Origin of the sequence: Lacrimispora sp. 38-1 (assembly GCF_049890855.1) — a bacterium.
Taxonomy (GTDB): Bacteria; Bacillota; Clostridia; order Lachnospirales; family Lachnospiraceae; genus Lacrimispora.
Genome location: NZ_JBANEW010000097.1, coordinates 26,346 through 48,768 on the forward strand (window position 1 = coordinate 26,346; position 22,423 = coordinate 48,768).

At 42.7% G+C, this 22,423-nt stretch carries 7 protein-coding genes and 1 tRNA gene; 4 read left to right on the forward strand and 4 right to left on the reverse strand.

The window, feature by feature from the left end; genetic code table 11:
- Positions 1 to 19 precede the first annotated feature (19 nt).
- The 4 genes from V7D18_RS25280 to V7D18_RS25295 all read left to right on the forward strand — a co-directional run bounded on the left by V7D18_RS25280 (position 20) and on the right by V7D18_RS25295 (position 3,768).
- Complete coding sequence (locus V7D18_RS25280; protein ID WP_426158581.1) at positions 20 to 1,066, forward strand: DctP family TRAP transporter solute-binding subunit; 1,047 nt, start codon at positions 20 to 22, stop codon at positions 1,064 to 1,066.
- Between the two features lie 33 nt (positions 1,067 to 1,099).
- Positions 1,100 to 1,618: a TRAP transporter small permease gene (locus tag V7D18_RS25285; protein WP_426158583.1), complete on the forward strand. Its 519-nt coding sequence runs from the start codon at positions 1,100 to 1,102 to the stop codon at positions 1,616 to 1,618.
- Positions 1,619 to 1,627: 9 nt separating this feature from the next.
- The gene (locus V7D18_RS25290; protein ID WP_426158585.1) at positions 1,628 to 2,920 is read left to right on the forward strand and encodes a TRAP transporter large permease; all 1,293 of its coding nucleotides are present in this window, start codon (positions 1,628 to 1,630) and stop codon (positions 2,918 to 2,920) included.
- 146 nt (positions 2,921 to 3,066) lie between these two features.
- Positions 3,067 to 3,768 carry a 4'-phosphopantetheinyl transferase family protein gene (locus V7D18_RS25295; protein WP_426158586.1) on the forward strand — a complete coding sequence of 234 codons (702 nt, stop codon included), beginning with the start codon at positions 3,067 to 3,069 and terminating at the stop codon, positions 3,766 to 3,768.
- A 121-nt stretch (positions 3,769 to 3,889) separates the two neighbouring features.
- Here V7D18_RS25295 and V7D18_RS25300 read toward each other — a convergent pair.
- The 4 genes from V7D18_RS25300 to V7D18_RS25315 all read right to left on the reverse strand — a co-directional run bounded on the left by V7D18_RS25300 (position 3,890) and on the right by V7D18_RS25315 (position 22,044).
- Positions 3,890 to 3,963 (reverse strand) — tRNA-Arg (locus tag V7D18_RS25300).
- Positions 3,964 to 4,046: 83 nt separating this feature from the next.
- Positions 4,047 to 4,934, reverse strand: a complete 888-nt coding sequence (locus tag V7D18_RS25305) for a DUF3881 family protein (protein ID WP_426158588.1) — start codon at positions 4,932 to 4,934, stop codon at positions 4,047 to 4,049.
- Between the two features lie 178 nt (positions 4,935 to 5,112).
- Positions 5,113 to 6,447 carry an NADP-specific glutamate dehydrogenase gene (gene gdhA, locus V7D18_RS25310; RefSeq protein ID WP_426158589.1) on the reverse strand — a complete coding sequence of 445 codons (1,335 nt, stop codon included), beginning with the start codon at positions 6,445 to 6,447 and terminating at the stop codon, positions 5,113 to 5,115.
- A 174-nt stretch (positions 6,448 to 6,621) separates the two neighbouring features.
- Positions 6,622 to 22,044 carry a doubled motif LPXTG anchor domain-containing protein gene (locus V7D18_RS25315; RefSeq protein ID WP_426158590.1) on the reverse strand — a complete coding sequence of 5,141 codons (15,423 nt, stop codon included), beginning with the start codon at positions 22,042 to 22,044 and terminating at the stop codon, positions 6,622 to 6,624.
- Positions 22,045 to 22,423 lie beyond the last annotated feature (379 nt).

Below are 22,423 nucleotides of genomic sequence, written 5' to 3' on the forward strand. Positions count from 1 at the left end.
CATATAAGGAGAAGTTATTATGAAAAAAAAGATTACAGCTATTATTTTATCCGCAATCACAGCATTTTCACTCACAGCCTGCCATAGCGCGGGCAGTACAGGAACCAGTACTGCCGCTGTTTCGAAGGCAGAAACCTCCGAAAAACCGGTGACGATTAAGGTTGGAGATAACTGGAGTGCAACGCACCCAATGGCTGCCGCTCTGGACAATGTATTTAAACCAATGGTTGAAGAAAAAAGTAACGGCAGCATCAAGGTTGAGCTTTATCATTCCGGAACATTAGGTAATGAGGGTGACTTATGGGATGGCGTTCGTAACGGAACCATCGAAATAGCAATAGTAGGAACCCCAATGAATCAGGAATATCCAACAATGCTGATTTCCGACTGGCCCTTTTTATACCGGGATTTAGACCATGCAAAAAAAGTATGGACAGGAAGTATTGCAGAAGATATCAGCAAAGAATTTCATGAAAAATTCCCCACTGCCTATATGCTGGGATGGGGTCCGAACAGCGCCAGAACATTTACCAGCAATAAACCGCTTACCAGTGTTGATGATTTTAAGGGGCAGAAATTCCGTATGCCAAGTAACCCAATTCATGTCGGCATAGCAGAAAACCTTGGCGCTTCCGCTCAGGTAATACCGCTTGGTGAATTGTTCTCTGCACTGGAAACGGGTGTAGTTGACGGACAGGATAATGGAATGGTAACTGTAATTAGCGAGGCCTTTTATGAAGTGCAAAAATATATTTACGAAACAAATCATATTATATCAACTCTGGAAATTGTAGCCTCTGCCAGTTTTATGGATGGGTTAAGTGAGAACCAACAGCAGATAATACGTAACGCTGCAAAGTCTTCCTGTGAGACAGCATGGGATGAGTACATAAAAAGTGTTGACACAGACCGTCAGTTCTTAAAAGATCACGGAGTAACGGTAACAGAGCTGACTACTGAGGATAAAGAAAAAATTATTGAACAGATTAAGCCTCTCACAGATAAGCTTTACTCCGAAAATCCTTGGGCAAAGGATTTAACGGAAAAAATTAAAGCAGTCCAGTAACCTTACATTTATCTAAATTCACAGGAGGTGCCTATGAGCCGGCTGTTAAATGCCCTCTTTAAAGGAATTGAAGTCTTAATATCCATTGCCCTGGCGGTGATGATAATACTTGTTTTTACAAACGTAATACTGCGTTTTATTTTTGATACTGGTTTTGCCTGGTCGGAGGAGATTGCCCGGATCAGTTTTATCTATCTGGTTTATTTAGGATCAATAGAGGCCATGCGCGACAACCGTCACCTTCTGATTGATTCCGTTCTGATCCGGTTACCGTCCACAGCCCAGAAACTGCTTTATACAATGATACAGGGTCTTATTATATGGCTGATGATCTCTCTTACTACGGGAAGTTATGGTCTCATGCTGCAAAACTACCATAACAAATGGGTTGCAACCGGTCTCCCTGTATGGGTTGTATACCTTTCCGGTTTCATCATGGGAATATCCATTTTACTGCTGGCTGCAGGAAATATTTTTAAACTATGGGTATTAAAACGTACGGTAAAAGATCTGATAACCCCGCAGGATGAAAGCGCTGCAACGCTTGAATAAGGAGGAACCATGTCAATCTTAATTTATTTTCTGGTATTTCTGATAGGCGGAATTGCTATTGGTCTGCCCATCGCATTTGCACTTATCCTTTGCGGAGTTGCCACCGCAATGGTACTTGGAGGCAACAATGTTAATCCTCAGATCATTGCAGCTCAGCTCATGCGGGGAACCGACAGTGTCACCATGATGGCCCTTCCATTTTTTGTTCTTGCCGGGGAACTGATGAACCGGGGAGGACTTACAAACCGGATCATTAAATTCTGCAATATTTTCGTGGGACGTTTTCGCGGAGGTCTGGGATATGTAACCATATTAGCCTGCCTGATGTTTGCAAGTCTTGTAGGTTCAGCGGTTGCAAGTACTGCTGCTCTAGGAGCAATCCTCATCCCCATGATGGTGGACTCCGGATATGACCGTGCAAAATCTGCAGGTCTGGTGGCAAGCGCGAATCTTGTAGCTCCAATTATGCCGCCTTCTATCCCCATGATCGTATATGGTGTTGCAGCCGGGTGCTCAATTAAATCACTGTTTCTTGGCGGAATTGCCCCTGCAATTTATTTAACAATTATTATGTGCAGCGTCTGGTTTATTGTTACCCGCAAAGACAATTTAAAAGCAGATACAACAAAATATACCATTAAGGAAATCATGAAAATATTTATTAACGGGTTATGGGCATTATTATTGCCACTTATCATCTTATTCGGTCTCAGAGGCGGTATATTTACTGCTACGGAAGCTGGTGTGATTGCAGTTGTCTATGCCATTGCTGTGGGTATTTTTGTTTACAGAGAGCTTAAATTTAAGGATTTAATAAAGGCTTTCGTAGCTGCTGCCAAAATGTCCAGTGTTGTTATGTTCCTGGCTGCCACTGCACAGGTTGCTGCCTATATGATGACGATATCACGGATTCCACAGATGCTGACGGAATCATTACATGGACTTACAGAGAATCCGGCACTGTTAAACCTGGTACTGCAGATTATCATCATTATCATGGGAACCTGCATTGATGTTGTTCCAACCATCTTAATTATGACTCCTATCATGCTACCGCTGATTCACGCTGCCGGAATCGATCCTGTCTATTTCGGTGTGGTATTCACCCTTGCTAACGTACTGGGTCTCACTTCTCCGCCTGTAGGTCCTGTATTAAATGTGGCCTGCGCTACAGGAAAGGTAAGTATGGAAAAGATTATAAAGCCTGTCATGCCCTACTACATACTTCAGGTTATCCTGGTATTTGCGCTTATTTTCTTTCCGCCGTTAGTAACTGTGCCGCTGAAATGGTTTGGAGGTTAATAAATACATTGAGTAATTGGATTTCTTATGAATGCCTGGAATTTTCCAGGCATTTATTAATATATTTATGACATATTCTTTTAGATTTTAATATGGTATAATGTTTGGGTAACTACCAAAAATTTCCAAAGAATTGAGTACTTGTTATGAATCATGCCTATGAACTATATATACTTTCCATTGAAAATATTGATAGCAGCATTGTAAATAAATTTATACAGTATCTTAGCCCGGGACGTCAAAAAAAGGCCAGAAACTATCGTCTGGAAGCAGACACTGTTCGAACTGTCTGCGGTGAGATGCTGCTGCGGTATGCTCTTTCTCAAAGATCAGGCTCTTCTTTACCAGAAATCCCACTCCACTTTACTTATAATCCCTATGGTAAACCGCTTCTGTCTGATTATCCTGATGTGTCATTTAATATTTCACATTCGGGCAACTGGGTAGCTTGTGCCATTTCAGACTCCGGGATAGGAATTGATGTTGAACAAATAAGCTATGATATCGATTTAAACATTGCCAATCACTATTTTCACCAGAAAGAAATACAAATAATTCGTACAACTGCGGCGCCTGAGTCTTACCATCATTTTTTTCGTTTTTGGACAGCAAAAGAAAGTTATTTAAAATGTGTTGGGAAAGGGTTGGGTGATCCGCTTAATAACTTCTATGTTTCAGATAACACAATTATTTTAGAAGGCCAGATAACCCCCTGGCATATTTACTTTTATGATACGTTAAACAATTATGCTCTTTCGGTTTGCAGCAGCTCATCTTATACAGAGCCTGTATTACCTGCTTTAGTTTCCATAGAAAACATTCTAAAATGCTTATCAATAAACATTTGATTAACAAACAACGTTGGAAGAATAGCTTTATTTCCCCAAACTCTGTATATTTACTTGCTTTATTTAGAAATCCAGAAATTCAAAAAGGCACCAAAACCATTACGGCTTCGGTACCTTATCCCGTTCCCGAGGTGATTTGAACACCCGGCCTACCGCTTAGGAGGCGGTCGCTCTATCCAGCTGAGCTACGGAAACATCTCTGTGCTGCAGGCAGCCTGCAGCACAGTTCAAAACTTATTATATGCAAATTTAAAGAATTCGTCAAGTCATTCTTGGATTTATTCCTCTGATTCCTTGAATTTTACAGTTCCCTGCATCCAGATCTGTCCTTTGAATCTGCGCCCGATTTCCGGTGTTCCTGTTAAATCTTTTTTCGCTATGCAGACATGGAATATTAAATCACTGCACTCAAGAGTAAAATCGTATACCTCTTCTTCCGTAATCTGGTTTTTCATCTCGTCGATCTTGATGATCTCACCAATTACAGAATACTGGTCACATTCTACACCGCACGGCATAAAGCACGAATCAATAATCGAATACAAGTCTTCCTTCATCACACGCCTTGATGCCTGTGAATAGAGATCAATATCTTCAATTGTCAATGTCTCCATGGCATCTTCATCACCGTTCTTTGCGGCTTCTAACAGATTATTGCGGTCCTTTGCGGCTACTTTCGCTTTTTCTCTCTGAATATCTGACTTCTGAATGGGGAGAAGAACCTTTCCGCTGACTGCAAGACCTGTAAGGCATGAATAACTGGTATCCATGGAATGATGGTCTATGATCCGTTCTCTGCATTCAAAGGAATTGTCTATATAAAAGATCAGAGAAATTCCAACTTTATATTCGTCTAAAAGCCCGGCATAGGTTTCCCGTTCCGTGTGACGCTGTATGGAGCATGATACTTCCGAAGTTATATCACTGCTTTTTAAATAGGGGTAATAGTACATTCTTTGAAACTTTCCATCCCGGTCCATCTCTCCATAGATGGCAATCCCCATCCCGGGCGCTACTTCTCTTCGGATTTCACACAGATTGGACTCTTCGTCAATCTGTATCCTTCTCATATCGGACAGATCTTCACAGAGCCTGTCTAACAGCTTATCAATATCCCTGTCTTTTTCATAAAGACTGAAACCAATGGTTCTTAAGAATTTATGCATAGAATCATCACCTGCTTTCTGTTTTTCTAAGATAATTTTCAGGAAAACAATAAGGCGAAGAATACTCCGCCTCAAGCCTTACGGTTTATTATATACTAAAACATTTGAGAATTCCAGTAAAATTTTTGTTGTTAATAAATTCAGTTCCGTACCTTTAAAAAAAGGTACGGAACCGGTCTTATACGATACCCTGTGCCATCATGGCTTCTACTACCTTCTCAAAGCCGGCAATATTGGCACCTGCCACATAATTTCCCTTCACACCGTAGCGTTTTGCAGCTTTTGCAGTCTTCTCATAGATTCCCACCATGATGTCATGAAGCTTCTTGTCCACTTCATCAAAGCTCCAGGAAAGCCTTAAACTGTTCTGGCTCATCTCCAGTGCAGAAGTTGCCACACCGCCTGCGTTAGCTGCCTTACCAGGCATAAACAGCATTCCATTCTCAAGGAAGAAATCTGTTGCCTCTCTGGTAGAGGGCATGTTCGCGCCTTCTGCAACTGCAAAGCAGCCGTTGGCCTTCAGCGACTTCGCATCCTCTAAATTCAGCTCGTTCTGAGTTGCACAGGGAAGGGCAATATCACATGGTATGGTCCAGATCCCCTTACCTTCCGTATAAACGGCAGAAGCGACTTCATTGGCGTATTCCTTAATCCGTCCTCTGCGAACTTCCTTAATTTCCTTTACTACATCAAGTCGAATGCCGTTCTTGTCATAGATGTATCCGTTGGAGTCACTTAAAGCCACAACCTTTGCCCCCAGCTGGATCGCCTTTTCTGATGCATATATAGCCACGTTACCGGATCCGGAAATAACCACATTCTTTCCTTCCAGCTCTCTGCCATTACGTCTGAGCATCTCGTCAAGTATATAAATGAGACCGTAACCGGTTGCCTGGGTACGCACCAGAGAGCCTCCGTAGGTAAGTCCCTTTCCTGTAAGAACTCCCTCATAAAGCCCGGTCATGCGCTTATATTGTCCGTATAAATAGCCGATCTCTCTGGCTCCGACGCCAATATCTCCCGCCGGCACATCCTGATTGGCACCAATGTATTTGGATAATTCGGTCATAAAACTCTGGCAGAACGCCATGACCTCTCTGTCTGATTTGCCCTTGGGATCAAAATCTGATCCGCCTTTTCCTCCGCCGATGGGAAGACCAGTTAAAGAATTTTTAAATGTCTGTTCAAAGCCTAAAAACTTTAAAATACCCTGATTCACAGAAGGATGAAGTCTCAAACCTCCTTTATAAGGCCCGATAGCACTGTTAAACTGTACCCGAAATCCTTTATTCACTCTTACCTGTCCGTTGTCAGCCACCCACGGCACACGAAAAGAGATAATACGTTCAGGCTCTACCAGGCGCTCCAAAAGTGCGGCTTTTCTATATTTTTCCTCATTTGCATCAATGACAATTCGCAGAGAATCAAGAACTTCCTTTACTGCCTGGTGAAATTCTCCTTCTCCTGGGTTCTGCTTTACAACCCTGTCATAAACTTCATCCACGTAAGACATAATTTTCTTTCCTCCTAAGATAATAAATAATGCAGTATTGTTAATAAAATAAAGTTATTCCCAATGTCAAAGCAAGGCCGGAACTCCTTAAAGTTCCGGCCTTGTCTACCCGCCATAACTTTTTAAAATTATAGCAAGTTAATTTAGTAAAGTCAATAAACCACTTTCTTTTATTTACTTATCTGGTTTCTTTTTTTTATTAAGAGCCGCATAGAGTGCCAGCATGAATCCTGACAGTGCCACCATGACCTTTCCGGCATTGGATTTTCGCTCCCCTGTCTTAGGTAATTTTGCCAGAGGTACGTTTCCGTCATCAACCGTAACCATATCAATCTGGCTTTCACCTGGCATGTTTGCCAGAGGCACCGGATCCGGTATAATCGTCACCGTGCTTTGAGGCGTACGGGGTGTTGGATCATCATCATCATCGCTTCCTTCGCCGCGTATTCTCTCATCCTGAATGGTAATTGTAAAGCTGTTGATCCCATCAAGAGTCAGAGGCGGGATACTGGAATTAATCATGTATCTGGACGGCGCTCTGGTTTCAATAATCGTATACGTGTCTGCGGGCAGACGCTTGATCAGATACTGTCCGCTGCTGTCTGTTTCAAATCTGGAAGCCTCTTTTTCATTCGCTGTATATCCTTCGAACGAACCATTGTTAAGCTTCACATAGCTGCCCTGTGAGGTTTTGATTATAAACTCTGCCCCACCCAGCTTAATATCGGCAAACACAGCATTTGTCTTAACCACAATCACCTTTGATGGCTGATTCTCAATCGCACCCTTTGTCTTTTCAAATAAAGAGGGTTTTATATAAAGCTCGCTCTTTTCAGACTGGCTTAAAGTAAATTCACTGCTCCACGGCTGTGTACCAAGTAAATACCCTTTTGGCGCTTTCGTCTCTGTGATCCGGTACGTTCCATAAGGCAGATTTGTGATCACTGCCTTCCCCGAAAGGGTAAATACAATGGAATTACCAGTCACATTTTCCGGCGTCCAGGCTGCTCCATCAGAAGCTGCCAGCTTACGGTAGCTGTCCCAAGCTCCCGGTACCATGGTAGATAAATTGGTCAGTGTAAATTCTGCTCCTTCCAGTCTCTTATTCGTATCTTCGCTGTCTACCTTTTCCAGGCTCAGGCTTCCTGTGCTGATCTGATTTGTTACTGTTAATATTACCTCAGATCCATTGTCTACAGAAACGGCTTTGCTGTTATCCTTTAAGATGCTGACCTTTCCTTTTTCGTCCACTCTGATGTAGAACGGTTCAATGGTATCATAACGGTCAGACGCATCCTCCCTGATCTGGTAATCTCCGTGTTTTAAGCCAAGGCTTAAGCTGCCGTCGTCACCTGTAACAAATGTTCCGCTTCCGGCATCCTGCTGCGTGTGGAACCGGCTGGCCCCGAATACCGATAAAATTCCGTTATCTTCATATTTTCCAGGCCCAAGAATATGGAAGCTGATTCCACTTATGCTTCTTTGCAGGTTATCCGTTTTCTTAATCTTTATAACAAATTGTGCACGGTCATTCACCACCTGGTTATCATCCGTCAGCCGGGCATTTTTCTGGTCTTCTGAAAGAGTAAAGTCAAATTCTGCCTTACCGTTTAAGCTTAAATAACCTTCCGGAGCTTTCTCCTCTTTCAGCGTATAGGTACCATAAGGTATCCTTTCAATATCAACGTGGCCATTAAACGCTGTAAACCGAATGCTGGTTCCATTTTTTTGTACATCACGGATTCCCATGGCACCCAGTTCTTCTTCGCTCATCTTAAGAAGCTTTTCTGTGAAGTCTTCAAATGCACCTTCTACCTGGGTTGTTTTCTCTGTTAAAGAGAATTCAGCCGATGGAAGAAGTTTTTCTGTCACGCCATCCACTTTGTCAAAGGTCAGATTTCCGGTCCCATAATCATTGAAGACAAGCGCACTGCCATCTGCTGTTACTATACTGGCTTCACTGTCTGCCTTTAAGGTGACTTCATAGACCCTGCTGCCTGCTACATATCCAGCCGGAGCTGTCTTCTCTTTTACATAATAGGTTCCAAGAGGCAGCATCTGGGACTCTCCCATTCCATCATTTCCTGTTGTCATGGTACCGGCAAGTGCTGTTAATCCATCATCGGAGTAAATCTCAAATACAGCTCCGGAAAGATGCATTTCATGGTTATGGGATGCAGCCTTGTTGATCCGTATTTTAGCCCGGTCTCTCACATCATATACTGAAATCCTGTCTGTATTACCTGTTTCCAGTACGGAAACCTCCGTATCTGCAGACACACTGTAGTTTTCCGGTGCTTTGATTTCTTTTAAAATATAACTTCCTGCAGGCAGACGTTTTACCGTTACAGTTCCGTCACTGCCGGTTGTAAATGCAGATCCCTCCTCTTTTTTGTCTGTCAGTCCGGTAAACGAGTTGTTTCCGTCAAGTGTTACATACTTCCCTTCTGAAGTCATTAAGACAAATTCAGCATTGGAAAGCAGGGCATTTGTTGACTTATCCCGTTTTTCAATTATCAGCTTGTGGGGTGTATTGGCAACCGCACTTTCTCCAGTCAGGCTGATACCTTCCGGTTTTTCCAGCTTAAATTCTTTTGTAAAGCCATGGCTCCCGCCAAAGAGATATCCGCTGGGTGCCTGGGTTTCTTTCAGTGTATAGGTTCCGTAAGGTATCTGTGTTAATATTCCCTGTCTGGAATCTTCTGTCCCATCAACCCGGAAGTTTATAGAAAGAACACCTCCATCTGTTCTGGTTGTTACGGAAGAAACACCAAGCCCTGTCACATGTTTCAAATACTCTTCAAATGCTCCTTCTACCAGAGACGTGCCGCTCAGTTCAAACCATGCTCCCGTAATCAGGTTCTTACTTTCCCCATCCATCTTTTCAATGGCAATCGGTGCAGTCAGTACCTTATTGGTCACTACAACATTGATTTTATTCTGTTGCTGACTGTCCAGGACGATTTCCGGTCTGTCTTTTCCATTCAGTAACGAGACAGCTCCGTCCTGACCGATTCTGACATAGAACGGTTCTATGGTCTGATAACCAGGCGCAGGAAGCTCTGTAATCTCATAATCGCCGTAAGGCAGATTCCAGGTAACAACTCCCTCATCACTGGTCTGTTTTACTTCATAGCCGGAATGATCCGGATCGTTTATTTTAAACTTATTTTTGATAAATGGGTTCCAGGTACTGCTTTCATACGTTCCTGGTCCTGAGATGGAAAATGAGATACCCTTTACTGCATCATTTCCGGCATTATCCGCCTTTCTGATGCTTAAACTGTATTCTGTTCTGGTATTCTCAATAACATTTCCTTCTATTTTGCTTAATTCAGCTTTCTGTCCTTGTGAACGGATTTCAAATCCGGTTTCTCCAAGCTTCTTTGAGATATCATATCCGTCGGGAACCTGAAGCTCTGAAAGAGTATAGCGCCCAAGCGGTATTCCGGTAATGTTCACCAATCCATCAGTAACCTTAAAGCTGACGCCCTGCTCCGTCTCCTTTACATCTGCTATTCCAATGGAGACAGCATCTTTTTTCATCGACGCAATCAATGCATTCCATGCATCTTTGACCACATCACTCTGCTTTTCAATCTGGAACACGGCACCGGTAAGCTTCTCCCTGGTGAGCCCGTCAATCTTTGTAAATTCCAGTGACCCGGTTATATAAGAATCCTCTACAGTAACCGTGCTCATAATGGGATCAGCCTCAGTCTTAAACTCCTTGCTCTTAAGAATCCATGCCTTTTGACCCTGGACCTTATAGGAATCCATGGATACCATATCGCCGGATACAGCATTGGCAATCTGGTAACCTGCAGGAGCACTGTCTTCAACAATAATATAGTTCATGTAATAAAGAAGCTCGCCTGCATTCCATACTGCCTCACCGTCTGTAAGGACTGTTTCGCCAGCTGCTGCCGGACTTTTAAGCACACTGGGATCAGTGATCTGTGTATTATTGAAGGAATCCATTTCCTGGTTTGTAAAAGGACCATATACCGTAAAATGAGCTCCTGCCACTGGATTTTGTGCTTTGTTCGTCTTCTTTACCGTTACGTTTCTATACGGAACAAAGCCTATATCCTTGGTTGTATCATATTCCCCTGATGTTGACCATAAGAAGAAATCCTCTGAGGAATATCCGTTTTTCGTTTCATTAAAGTTGCTGTCACGGCTTTCATTGTAGTTTACTCCGCCTTCCAGCAAGGTCTTCGGAAGTCTGGATCTGCCTGCTTTTTTATTTTCCCCGTCTGGCAGCATGTCAGGTTTGGCAAGCTTCAATACCAGATCCTCGAAACCTTTTGGCATAGTCCCCTCACTCACTTCAATCTGATAATGAGCCGGATCATCTCCCTTTAAACTGGTTAACAGCAGAGACTTGCCGCTATACCACTCATCCTCCGTGCTCTCCGTGAAATCTGAGCCGGTGAGTCCGTATGGTTTCGCAGGTGTCAGGTTGTCAAATAAAAATCTGGCATCCCCGGTTCCCGGTTCCATGGAAATCTGGTCATCCCCGTTTTTGCTGTACTTCAACAGGCTGACATTAAAGTAACCGCTCTGAAGCAGAGGGAACAAATCCGTAAGAAGATGATCATTTTTTATGCTTTCATTCTGTATTCCGTTGTCATCATCATCAATCCAGATTCTGCCTGAAACCTTTACTTTTCCAGGAACCAGAAGTACCTGGACGGAATTGCTGGTCTGTACCTGGGAGAACTTCTTTTCTTCACTCTCAAGGCTTGCTTCTTTATAGCTGTAGGCTGTGGCAAAATCATTGACTGCATAACCGTAAGCGGTCTCTTCCAGCTCTTTTGCCGTACTGTAAGGCACTACCGTCTTATAGGTGACAACCAGGTTCTCGCCTGGTGCCAGATAAAATTCAGGATCTGTGATCTTAATGCGGATGGCGGTAGGATCACTGGAACTTCCTGACCAGAATCCGGAGGAGTTGTCATTTAACATCGCAATCTTTCCGGCATTTGCATTATCCTTACTTTCAAATGCTTTATTGGAATACGAAATCTCATAATCAAATCCCTGAACCTTTCTTCCCGAACTTCCTGTATCTTTTCTGTTTTCAATTGCAATGGACTGAATGCTGTCATACTTCAATCGGAAGTCACTGAGTCTTTCAAAATTACCTGTACTGAAATCCCCTTTCACCGGCAGAATATCCATAAGCTGCAGCTGGCTGACATAATCCTGCGCCGAAGCATTGTTTACCATAAGCCGGTATAATACGGTTCCGTCGTACTGTGTAAGCTCCGTATCCTCTGCCGATTTTGCTACCTTTCCTGCCGTAGTTCCTGATACATATCTGGTATCTAAATTTCCTTTTACCTCTTTATAAAGCTGGATACCAGTTCCGGTGCTCATGGTATTTTCCGCTGAATCAGAAGCATAACCGTAGCTGCGGTATTTTTCATCTGGCAGCAATGCTCCGGCGGGTAAATCACTGCTGGGCCACTTGGTTCCTGAGCTGGTATTAATCATAAAGGATGCGCCGGTATGGTTCAAAGAAAATGCCGGCTGCAGTACATCACTGGTTACGAACAGAGTATTTAATATGTTTTTACCATAATTAATAATATTTCCTGCAATTTTTGCCTTCACCGATACTGTAACAGATTCGCCCTTTTCCAGATTTCCATTCAGACGGATAAACAGGGTCTCCCGTCCGGTATCCGGATCCACTTTTCGTACAGTCTTATCAATGGTCACACCGCCCGGGGCTTTCTCCACTGTGATTGCCGTCAGTAACCGGTCTTCTCCGGAAGTTTCTCCTGAAACAGTTACTCCCAAAGGAACCAGATCAACAAGTACCGGTTTTTGAATAGGCGCAATTCCTGTATCACTGCTTGTAGTGGCATTGGTTACCGTAAGCGTATAGGTAAGCATATCACCTGGCTGTACTCCCTTAACAGGATTTACATTTTTGCTCACCGACAGAATTGGAGCCTGGCTTTGAATTACTGAAATATCGCATAACGCTTCTGCCTGACTGGCTTCCTGACCGGGGTTTAACGTTCCGTTTACATCCCATTTCCGGTATTTCATGGATACACTTGCATTATTACGGATAAATTTTATATCCTTCTTATAGCTTCCGTCAGCAAGAGTTGCGTCCTGACGGTTCAGCTTTGCCGAAACCGTGATAGTTCCCGGTACAAAATCCTGCCCCAGTGTATAGGCGTTTTTCGTGGATCCCTTTAACGTATCATCCCGGTAGCTGATCTTAAATGACTTCACCTTCCTGCTGCCAACCGGCTTAATTTCACCGATCTCACCATCCCCGGAAACAATTACGCTCTGCACCTCTCCGGTCTGATTTCCATCAAAACCATAGAAGGTTACATCTGCCACGATCGTTCCTGTTTTTCCTTCTTTCAGCCGGTTTGTCTGCGCGGCTTTCCCTGGTTTAACAGAAAGAATGGTATATTTTTCATCGCTGTATTCTTTTTCATCAAGAACATTTTTTCCTGAATCAAGCATGGTCAGCCCCTGATCGGTGACTTCATACTGATCAAGAGGAATGGTATTAACAGCTCCGGGTGTAAGGGTATAGGTAACCATCTGACCGTCATTCCACCATAAATCTTTTAAAGAAGCAGTCTGAGTCGTCTTTTCAAGGGATACCCCTGTTTTCTGCTTCACGTTGGTAAATTCGCAGGGCGGCGGAGTATTTCCTTTTTCAATGGTTACTTCTTTCTTATAAACAGTTCTGCTGTCATCCGGATTGATCACATATCCATCTGTATTCGGCGTGATGGAGGTTTCTTCAATCTCATAGGTTCCAGGAAGCAGCATGACTGTAGTTCCTGCCTCACCATAAGGTATTGAAACAATATCACCTGTTTGTTTCCCAGTTTCTTTATTTGTAATCTTTACAAACGCGTTCAGTGATCCGGACGGATTATCCTGTTTGTTACTATCATTTTTAAACAGTTTTAATGGCAGCGCTTCCTGATTATGCACCGTGAACTGATATACACCAGGCGCTTTGGTATTATTACCAGAGAGCACATATAAATCCAGTCCTGGTCTGGTCTCGCCGTTCTTAATTAAATCTGCGGTTACCGGGAGTATGGTTCCACTCTCCCCTTCAAAAGCTTCCAGACGGAAGGTATCAAATCCATGATCCTTTACAGGCACTTCATACAAGCCGTAAGAATATCCCGACTCCTGTTTCAGCCCCCGGAAGGAAAGCTTACCCTGGGAATCTGTGGTTCCCTCTGTTACATAGCTCCAGGTATTTCCGGCTTCTTTTTTATAAAGCTCAAAGGTTATTCCTGCTTTTACCGCTTCTGTCTTGCCGTCTCCGCTGTATTTGGTAATCTGGAAATCAATTCCTCCCTGATTTTCTACGGTAATCTCCGTAGTTTTTCCAGTTTCCGCTTTCAGTCCCTGTTCCGGAATTGCTGTCCCAATGGTTAGATATCCCAGCGGGGCATTTGTCTCCTTAATATAATAGGTACCCGGACTGTTTTTCTTTGTTGAAAGTAAAAATTCATAGATTCCGCTTGTTCCGATTTCCTTAAAATCTCCCACATAGGAAGTCAGTGCCTGATCAGAATATAAGCTGAATGCCGCACCTGTCAGTTTCTTTGAAGGATCTGCTGCATCCACTTTGGTAATGCGGATTCTTGCTTTTGCATACTGATTTTCAACTCCTATGGCAACCGGAGTCTTAGTTTTGAAATCAGAATCCGTTCCTGCCTGGATATAGCCGTCAGACCACAGCCTTCCATTGGTCACTCCTGTTTCACCAGTCAGCATCCAGTCAGGATTTTCCCGCTCTTTCACATAGTAGGCTCCGCCTTCCGGATTCTGTGCCAGCAGCACCTTACCCTCTGACGAATAATAGCCATCTGCTGCCTCGAAGTTATTAATCGTGACTGTTACAGGCTGATTATTCTCATCATATACCGGCTTATAGGCCTTTTCCGCGTCAGAATAGGTGAATACATCAAATACCACCTGAGATGGAAGCTTTGTTTTTATATCCTGGTCATTTATAAATCCTTCGCCAAAATTAAGTTTCTTTATTATTGTCAGGGTAACCTTCATACGGTTTTCAAAGGTTACTTCCGCATTATGATAAGATCCGGTCATATCTCCGGTCACGGCAACTACCAAAGGTGCGGTATCAACCGTATACCCATCCGGCGCTTTCATTTCCGTAATGCGGTACCAGCCTGGCTGGCAGTTATTAAGGACATAGGAACCATCCCCCTGATCTTCCAGCGTTGTGGTCAAAGCTCCAAAGCCATCCACCGGTTTTTCGTAAGCCGGATCTTCCACATTTCTTAGTAAGCCTCCGTCAAAATCTGTACCAGTGCGGAACTTCATATATTCCAGACGGAATGCAGCACCTTTCATGGAAGCACCGCTTTGATTATTCTCACCGTCTGTTTTATGTAACGTAAGCTGTGCCAGTCTTGGATTTTTAATGGTCAGAGAAGCCAGCTGGCCGGTAATCCCATCCGTGACAGGAACCAGAGTTACTTTATTCCCGTCTGCCACCGGCCTGTAACCAACCGAAACTGAAAGTTGTTCAAAATAATTATCTGCTGCCGTCTTTTCAGCACTGCTTCCCAGTGTCTCACTGATGACAGTATAAGTGCCACTTTCAAGTCCGTTTAAAACAGCAAGATATCTTCCGTCCCCCTGCTTCTGTGTAACAGCAGTAACCTGACCTCCTGAAGGAGTTTTTAATGTAAATGTGATACCGGAAAGTCCCTCCGGCCTATCTCCGTTCCATGCAGTCTTTTCTATCTCAAGCATTGGCTTTTGCGGATTGTAAACAGGCACTGTCAGAGACGAACTTGCTACGGTAAAGTACCTCCAAAGCCCGCTGTCACCGGTATACATGGTGATATATAGTTTCTTCTGCTCTGTAGTTAAGGTTTCCTTCATTCGGTAAAGACCGGAAGGAAGTCCTCCTGGTATAAGAATCTTACCGGTATTGTCTGTAGTATAGGTACCATATTTCTTGTAATCGTATCCGGACCCATTCCACTGATACTGCCAGACTTCAAACGCAACCCCTGAGAGAGGTGTTTTCTGAATATTCATTCCTTCCAGTTCATCGTCTGTTTTATGGAATGTACCAGTATCCGGGATATAGCCATATTTTTTAAGAGTTACCGGATATTCTTTGGAAACCTTGTTAATTAACCGGAAATCCGGATCCGTTTTGCTGCTGTCCCAGAAATACTGATCATCAATCCAGTCATTGTTAATTGGTACTGTAACCGTTAAAAGATGAAGCGTTGCATCCATTGTAACCTTAGATGGCGCATAAATCTCTTCCAGTCCCAGAACCAGCGTTACCGGATCACCATCTCCATTATATTGAAGGATATGCTTCGGATCCTTACCCATTGCTGTAATTTTATCGCTTAATTCATCCAGTCTGATGGTTTTTGACAATGCATAGCCGGTTTTATAGGTACCGTCAGATTCCAGGCCTGTTTCCACCACATCAATTGGCATGAGTTTTTCATTATTATCCGGATTTAACAGCCATATCTGGAATTTCACACCGCCAAGAAGAGTAGGTTCTTTTCCTGTGCTCTCATCCTTCAGCCATTTGTTTAAAGCAACCTGAAAATGGTAATTTTCAAGTCCGGTTCCTCCGTTAGAATGCTGATTGGTGATTACCGCTATTTTATCATTTCGTTCGCTATGATAAGTATGCCGGATATCATCATATCCGCTGTACCCTGAATTATTGGGAACAAATACAGCAGCGATTTTCCCGCCTTCCTCCAGAATATATCCTGGTGCCGCCTTATCCTCAACCAGCCAGTATACATATCCATCCTCCAGTATAGCGGTATCAAACTGACCACTCACCCGCTCACCCGTCTGTGGATTTACGCGGGTGCCACTTTCATACTTTCCTTTCTCCTCAAATCTGCTTTCATCTGCAAAATCCTTCATTTGAACAGAGGATAAATTCTTTGTATCAGCAACCATCTTATAAAGCGTAAATCCTGCACCATTTACCATGTGGCGCTCATCATGGGTTTCTCCTCCAACTGTTGTCCCGTCGCAGGTTTTCCATATATTAAACTGAACCCAGGATTTATAATTGAACAGTGGATCCGTATATCTGACCAGTGAATCTGCATTAGCCGGAAGATCCTTACCGCTAAACATAACCGCATTATAACGGTTCTCCAAATCCGCCACCGGCAGACTCTTTCCCGTCTGCACTTTGTCAGGAGGAAGAGGTTCTTTATTCCCCATATTTAATTCAAAAGGCAGTTTGGATTCACTTCTTGTCGGAACCCGGACTTCTGCTACATAATAGATATCATTCCGGTCAATATCGTTAAAGGTAGCAATTCCGTCAAATTCATTTGTCACCTGTACCTGTACAAAATCAGCAATATCCGGCTGATTTCGATTCACTTTATAAAGAGCCAGATTTACATTTCCTAACGCTCTGTTCACCTCATAGAACTGATCATTCCAACCATCGCGCCAGTATTTCTGGGTACGAATGGTCAGCTTTGGCTCATTTTTAATAACAAGAGGTGCTCCCGATGGCTCTCCGTTTACAGTGGAAATAGTTTTTCCCTCTTTCAGTGTGGTTGTCAGCACTTCAAAAGATGGAAGATATCCCGAAGGTGCTGAGATTTCAGCAATCACATAGGGTATCCGGTTTCCACTGTCATCAAAGATGCGCAGCTTACTGCTGTCAAAAACCGCCTGACCGTTGGTCCCGGATGTCTTAGTCTGAATGGGATTTTTAATACTGTTTGCCCAATCATCCTCACGGAACTGAGATCTTAAATAAATTCCAAATACAGCGCCGCTTACTGACGTATTTCTTAAGGCATCCTTTTTGGTAACCATCACTTTTCCGTAATTCTGATAGTTTTCCAGAGACTTGCTTCCATTCAAATAGATATTCATTTTTTTATCTGCTGCTGTCTCTGCTGCTGTTACCGCTGCCGGTCCGTAATAGACCGCCCCGTTCTGAATGATGTAACCATCATACTGTCCATCTGACTTGTTGTTCATCAGGAACAGCGGATTGATAATATCCGAACCCAGAATTTCCCTGAAGTAATATGTTCCCGGTGCCATGACCGTATCGGTATTGGAAACAATTGTGTTTTTATTGCCTGGAAGTGTAACTGCTGTAAAATGATCCCCATCTTTTTGATAAACTTCAAAGGTGATCTTAACGTTACTGTCCATGCTTCCACTTGAATTATATTTAACCTTCTTTAAATTAACTGATTTGAACGGTTTATTATAAAATTTTAAATGGGTGGTAGTGGCATCTTTGGGATACCAGAACCATTCTTTCAGCTGTTCCCTGTTAATCGGTCCGTCTGGTGTAGTAAACTCCCGGATCTCTGTTCCAACATAGTTTGCCGGTGTCTGTACTTCTTCTACCCGGTATGCTGTTCCAGGATCCAGAGAAACAAAGGTTCCCTCCAGAGAAACGGTTCCTTTAAATACTTCCGCACCATCCAAAATTCTTGTAATACGGAATGTTGCAGTGATTTTTTTGCTGTTATCAGTTATGTCATACTTATGAAGCCAGTAAGGCACTTTCTGCGGTATGTTATATGCCTTCACACTGGTATCAGACTCCCTGCTGACTGTATAAGGTCCGATGAGAGGTGTCTTTATTTCATTAATAATTGCATTATCAACAGTTTTCCCTGCCTCTTCTGCCTCCAGACGATCCGCACTTCCCACCTCACTCCAGTAATAATCTTTGGTGATATCCAGATTTCCGGCAGTAATTATTCCACTTTGATCTGTGACATAGATTTTTCCAGGAGTTACTTCGCTGTAATTATTCTGATTTTTATCAGCGGCATATAGCTTAAACTGGTATCCGGCATTGGAATTATCTGTATTGATCCAACCCGTTGACCACTGATTTCCAAACGTCCAGGTTTCTTTCTGGAGCTTTAAATTTCCCTGTCTGTTATTTTTAATTTCAAGTGAAGTTGTTTTTAATGGTACGAGAGTGAATTCTTTATAAAGACAGGTTTTACCATTTTTAATTTCTGTAGTGAACCCACTTCCTGCAGGATTGCCATCCGAATATCCATCCGGAAGTTCTTCCGCCACTCTGTACCGAATTATATGACTGCTGCTGTCATAAACTGGAAGAACTGCTTCAAATCCGCTGTTCCCATCCAGTGAATAGGTATCCCTGGAATTTACGGAAACTCTGGACCAGCTGCTGCCATCTGTAGTGGATTCAAACCAGAAATGGTTGTCAAAATTACCTTTAACCTGCTGGGGAACTGCCTCATAAGCTCCACTGTCCTTTTGAAGCAGCTTTGTTACCTGTACCTTTGCTTCATTTAATGTATTAACAAGGTAATTACCGCCATCCTTTAAGACAGAAGTTTCCCCCCTCTTTACTGTCACAGGGTATTCCTCCGTGTCCATGATATATCCGTTGGCACTTTTTTCCCTGACAATGTATTCGCCAGGTGTAACCGGTTTAAACCGTACCAGACCGTTCTCGTCTGACTGAACCGTTGTTACTTCATTTAATGTACCGTTTATCTTCTCATAAAGTGTAAATTGTGCACCGCTTAAAGGACTTAAATCTGCATCTTTCGTGTCAACACTATTCCAGGTGCGCGCCTTCTTATAAAATTCGATGGCACCCTTTCCTACAACGTTATTAACTACTTTGACTTCCTTATTCTCACCTGCCTTAATGGTGAACTTAATCTCCTGACTATCTCTAAAGGTCTGGGAATCCACCATTGCATAACTGTATTCTGTTCCTGCTGGTTTCCTTCCTTCTTTAATCACATAGGTCCCAGGATCAGCCTGAATCTGAATATAGCCTCTGCTGCCGGTTGCATATGGTATGCTCTCTCCAGCTTCAATGGATGGATTAACCGCTATTGGTCCTCTTTCTAAAGCATTGCCATTTGGATCCAGAACCGTATAATTGGCATAAGGTGTCTCATTCCCCGTGGAATCCACAGAGTAAATCTCAAATTCAGCAAATCCGGGATATTCCTTTTCCATTGTCAGATCATAAGGCTTTAAAACACCGATTCCTTCATCCAGCATTTTAGTTAACTGAATGACTGCGGGTTTATTTACTTCATGAACCGCTACCGCTGCTTCAGAATCATCTTTCATAATCTGAGTGGTTCCCAGCTTAATATATTCCAGATGTGCCTTGTTTAAAACGGTAAATACGGAAGAATCATTCACACGAGGGTCATTGTATTTCAAAATAAATGGTTCAAATGGATACCTGGCTGTGACCAGATAAGAGCTGTAGGTCGGTGCCAGTTCCGATACATAAATATGATCAGCCCCATTTTGCCCCTGGGATTTATAATTATCTATTACAATGGATCCATCTCCGTTTTGTCTAACAGGTATGCTGCTACCGTCTCCCCATACTGCAGTGACCGATATAGGTTTCATTTCTGCCGGAGCTTTCGGCGTTGTTATAGAAAGTGTATCTGTTATATGGAAAGAATTTTCCTTAAATCCGGTACGTCCGTAAGTCTGATAAACAGTTCCATCAGGCTGTCTTGATATCTCACCAAGATTTCCATACATCCCCACCTCTATCATATAGGTGATATCAACATACTGAGGATTCCCGTCATCATCCTTAATAATAGTATAAGACTGATCCGTAGGATAAACTCTCTTTTTAATATGCCACTCATCATCAGAGATCAGTTGCAGCTCAGTCTGTGACGGCTGTCTGGCATAAGTAACTGTTGGAATATTTCCCGGATATGTAATGTTTTCCTTATCCGTCTTATCTGCAACCTTTACATCAGCATGAAACGCTACGCTGTTATCGGAAAGGGAAAATTTCTCTCCAACCGCCCTTTTACCGTTTCCGTCTATGTATGCGTTGATAATTATATTATCCGACTTTCCGGGACGGATGGTATGATTCTCATCTCCTGCCTGGATTGCATAGACACTCTTATCGCTGTCTGAAGTATAGAGTTCTACCTTCCCGCTCTGTTCCTCCAGTGTAATACCGGCAGGAACCGTAAAATAAATGACCGCATTTTCATATGTATCGAACAGGGACAGCTTTCCGCCTGCTGCATATTCATAAAGCGGTGCAGCCTGCATCGTATAGGTGATGGTATAAGTAAAAAGCTTCCCTGCCTTTATTTCTCCAGTCATGCTCTGGTCAAGATTTATTTCTACCGTTTCTTTTTTATCCGTTGCATCTTCTCCATAATAGCTTAAAGCTGTATCATATGGAGAAAGCTTTGCCTCGTCGCTTACTTCCATGTTTAATAATGTAATTCCATAACTGGGAACTACCATGGAGAAAGAAGGCTGAACAAATAATGAGGTCAGACTGAAGCTATTTTCTTCCTCTTCCCCGTCTATTCCCATTAAGGCAGACTTTTCTTCACCAGATAAAACACGGCCATCTCCGATAGAAACAATATCAGCACTATCATAGCTCTCTGTTTGCGAAACTGCTTCCGAAGGGGTAGCAACTGTTTCAAGTGCCGCTGCAAGTACCGGAACCTGGTGCCTGGAAATAGAAAGTATTTGACTTTCTATTTCATTTTTACTAATAGAAATGTCGTTGCCGGTTGCGGAATCAACGGAATTATTACTATCTTCCTGCGGCTTCACATCATCTTTATTATCAATTGCTGTTTCATCTGATACGGTATCTGAAGATTCATCTTCATTTTCCTGTGTCTCTGCAGCATCTGATTCCTTCTCAGTTGAAATAACAGCTTCGGTTTCGGTAGTTACAGTATTATTATCATCCTTAACCGCTGAATCCGTTTCCACTGCCTGTGTTTCTTCTGCTGTTTCTGCGTTTGTTCCTGCTGCTGTTTCTCCGGATGTTTCCGCGTTTGTTCCTGCTGCTGTTTCCCCGGATGTTTCCGCGTTTGTTCCTGCTGCCGTTTTTGCTGCAGAAGCACCCCCGGATGCGCTGTTTCCGGTATTCTGCAAAGCGGTTTCCTCCGCATTTTCACCAACAACCGCATACTCATCCATCTGGGCTTCTGTAATAACAAAATTGTCACTTACTACCCTGAGACGGAATTCACATTCCCGGTCCTTATATCCGTTTACACCAATGATCTGAACATTCTGAAGGATAGATTCCTGTTTAATACGGTCTGAATCATCAGTCTGGGGAAAAGGTTCACCGTCAAGGGCATCAGAAACTACCACAAGGTACATGGCCTTACCTGTTTTTCTTTGAAAAATCAAGGTTTTGCCTTCCAGTTCCTCATATAATTTTCCCATAACCAGATCTTTTTGTTCCCCTTTAAATGGGATTAAATCTTCTTTTAATTCAGGTCTTTCGTCAATATCCTTTTTAAGGACTTTTTCTATGGCAGACTGGGTAACTTTAACATCTATTACCTGCTTTGCCTGTGACGGCGTTGCTTCTGACGGAGATGCCTTGGACGCATTGGATGGAGTAGCCGTTTTCCGTTCTGTATACTCTGCCGCATAAACCGTAGTAGCGGTGAGCTGTGATACATTTCCCGAAACAATGGCTATTGTTAACAACCAGGCAATAATCCGTTTTAAGCGATGGATTTTTTTCATTGCTCCCTTCATTTTCACACCCTCCTTTTATATTTTTTCTTTTTCATTCAGTCTTCTATATGCAAGCCACCAAATGGCAATATTTCCCTCTCTGTCAGTATACCTGAGACTGGTTACAAACCAGTTATTTTTGTTTACTTATTGATTTTTAACTAAATATTTTTTACAATGTTTTTTTCACTACTTTGTATGATTTATTTAGTAAAATAAGTACATTTTTTGTTATATTTTTACATAAAATTGTTATTTTACTATAACTGTTAACTTCAATATTTTTATTGTTTACATCTGTGTTCTAGTACGTTTAAAACAATAACATGTCTGCTAATCCTGAAGCTGTCTTGACAGAACGCCTGTTTAATTCTAAAATAAGTTCATCTGTCTATTTAAT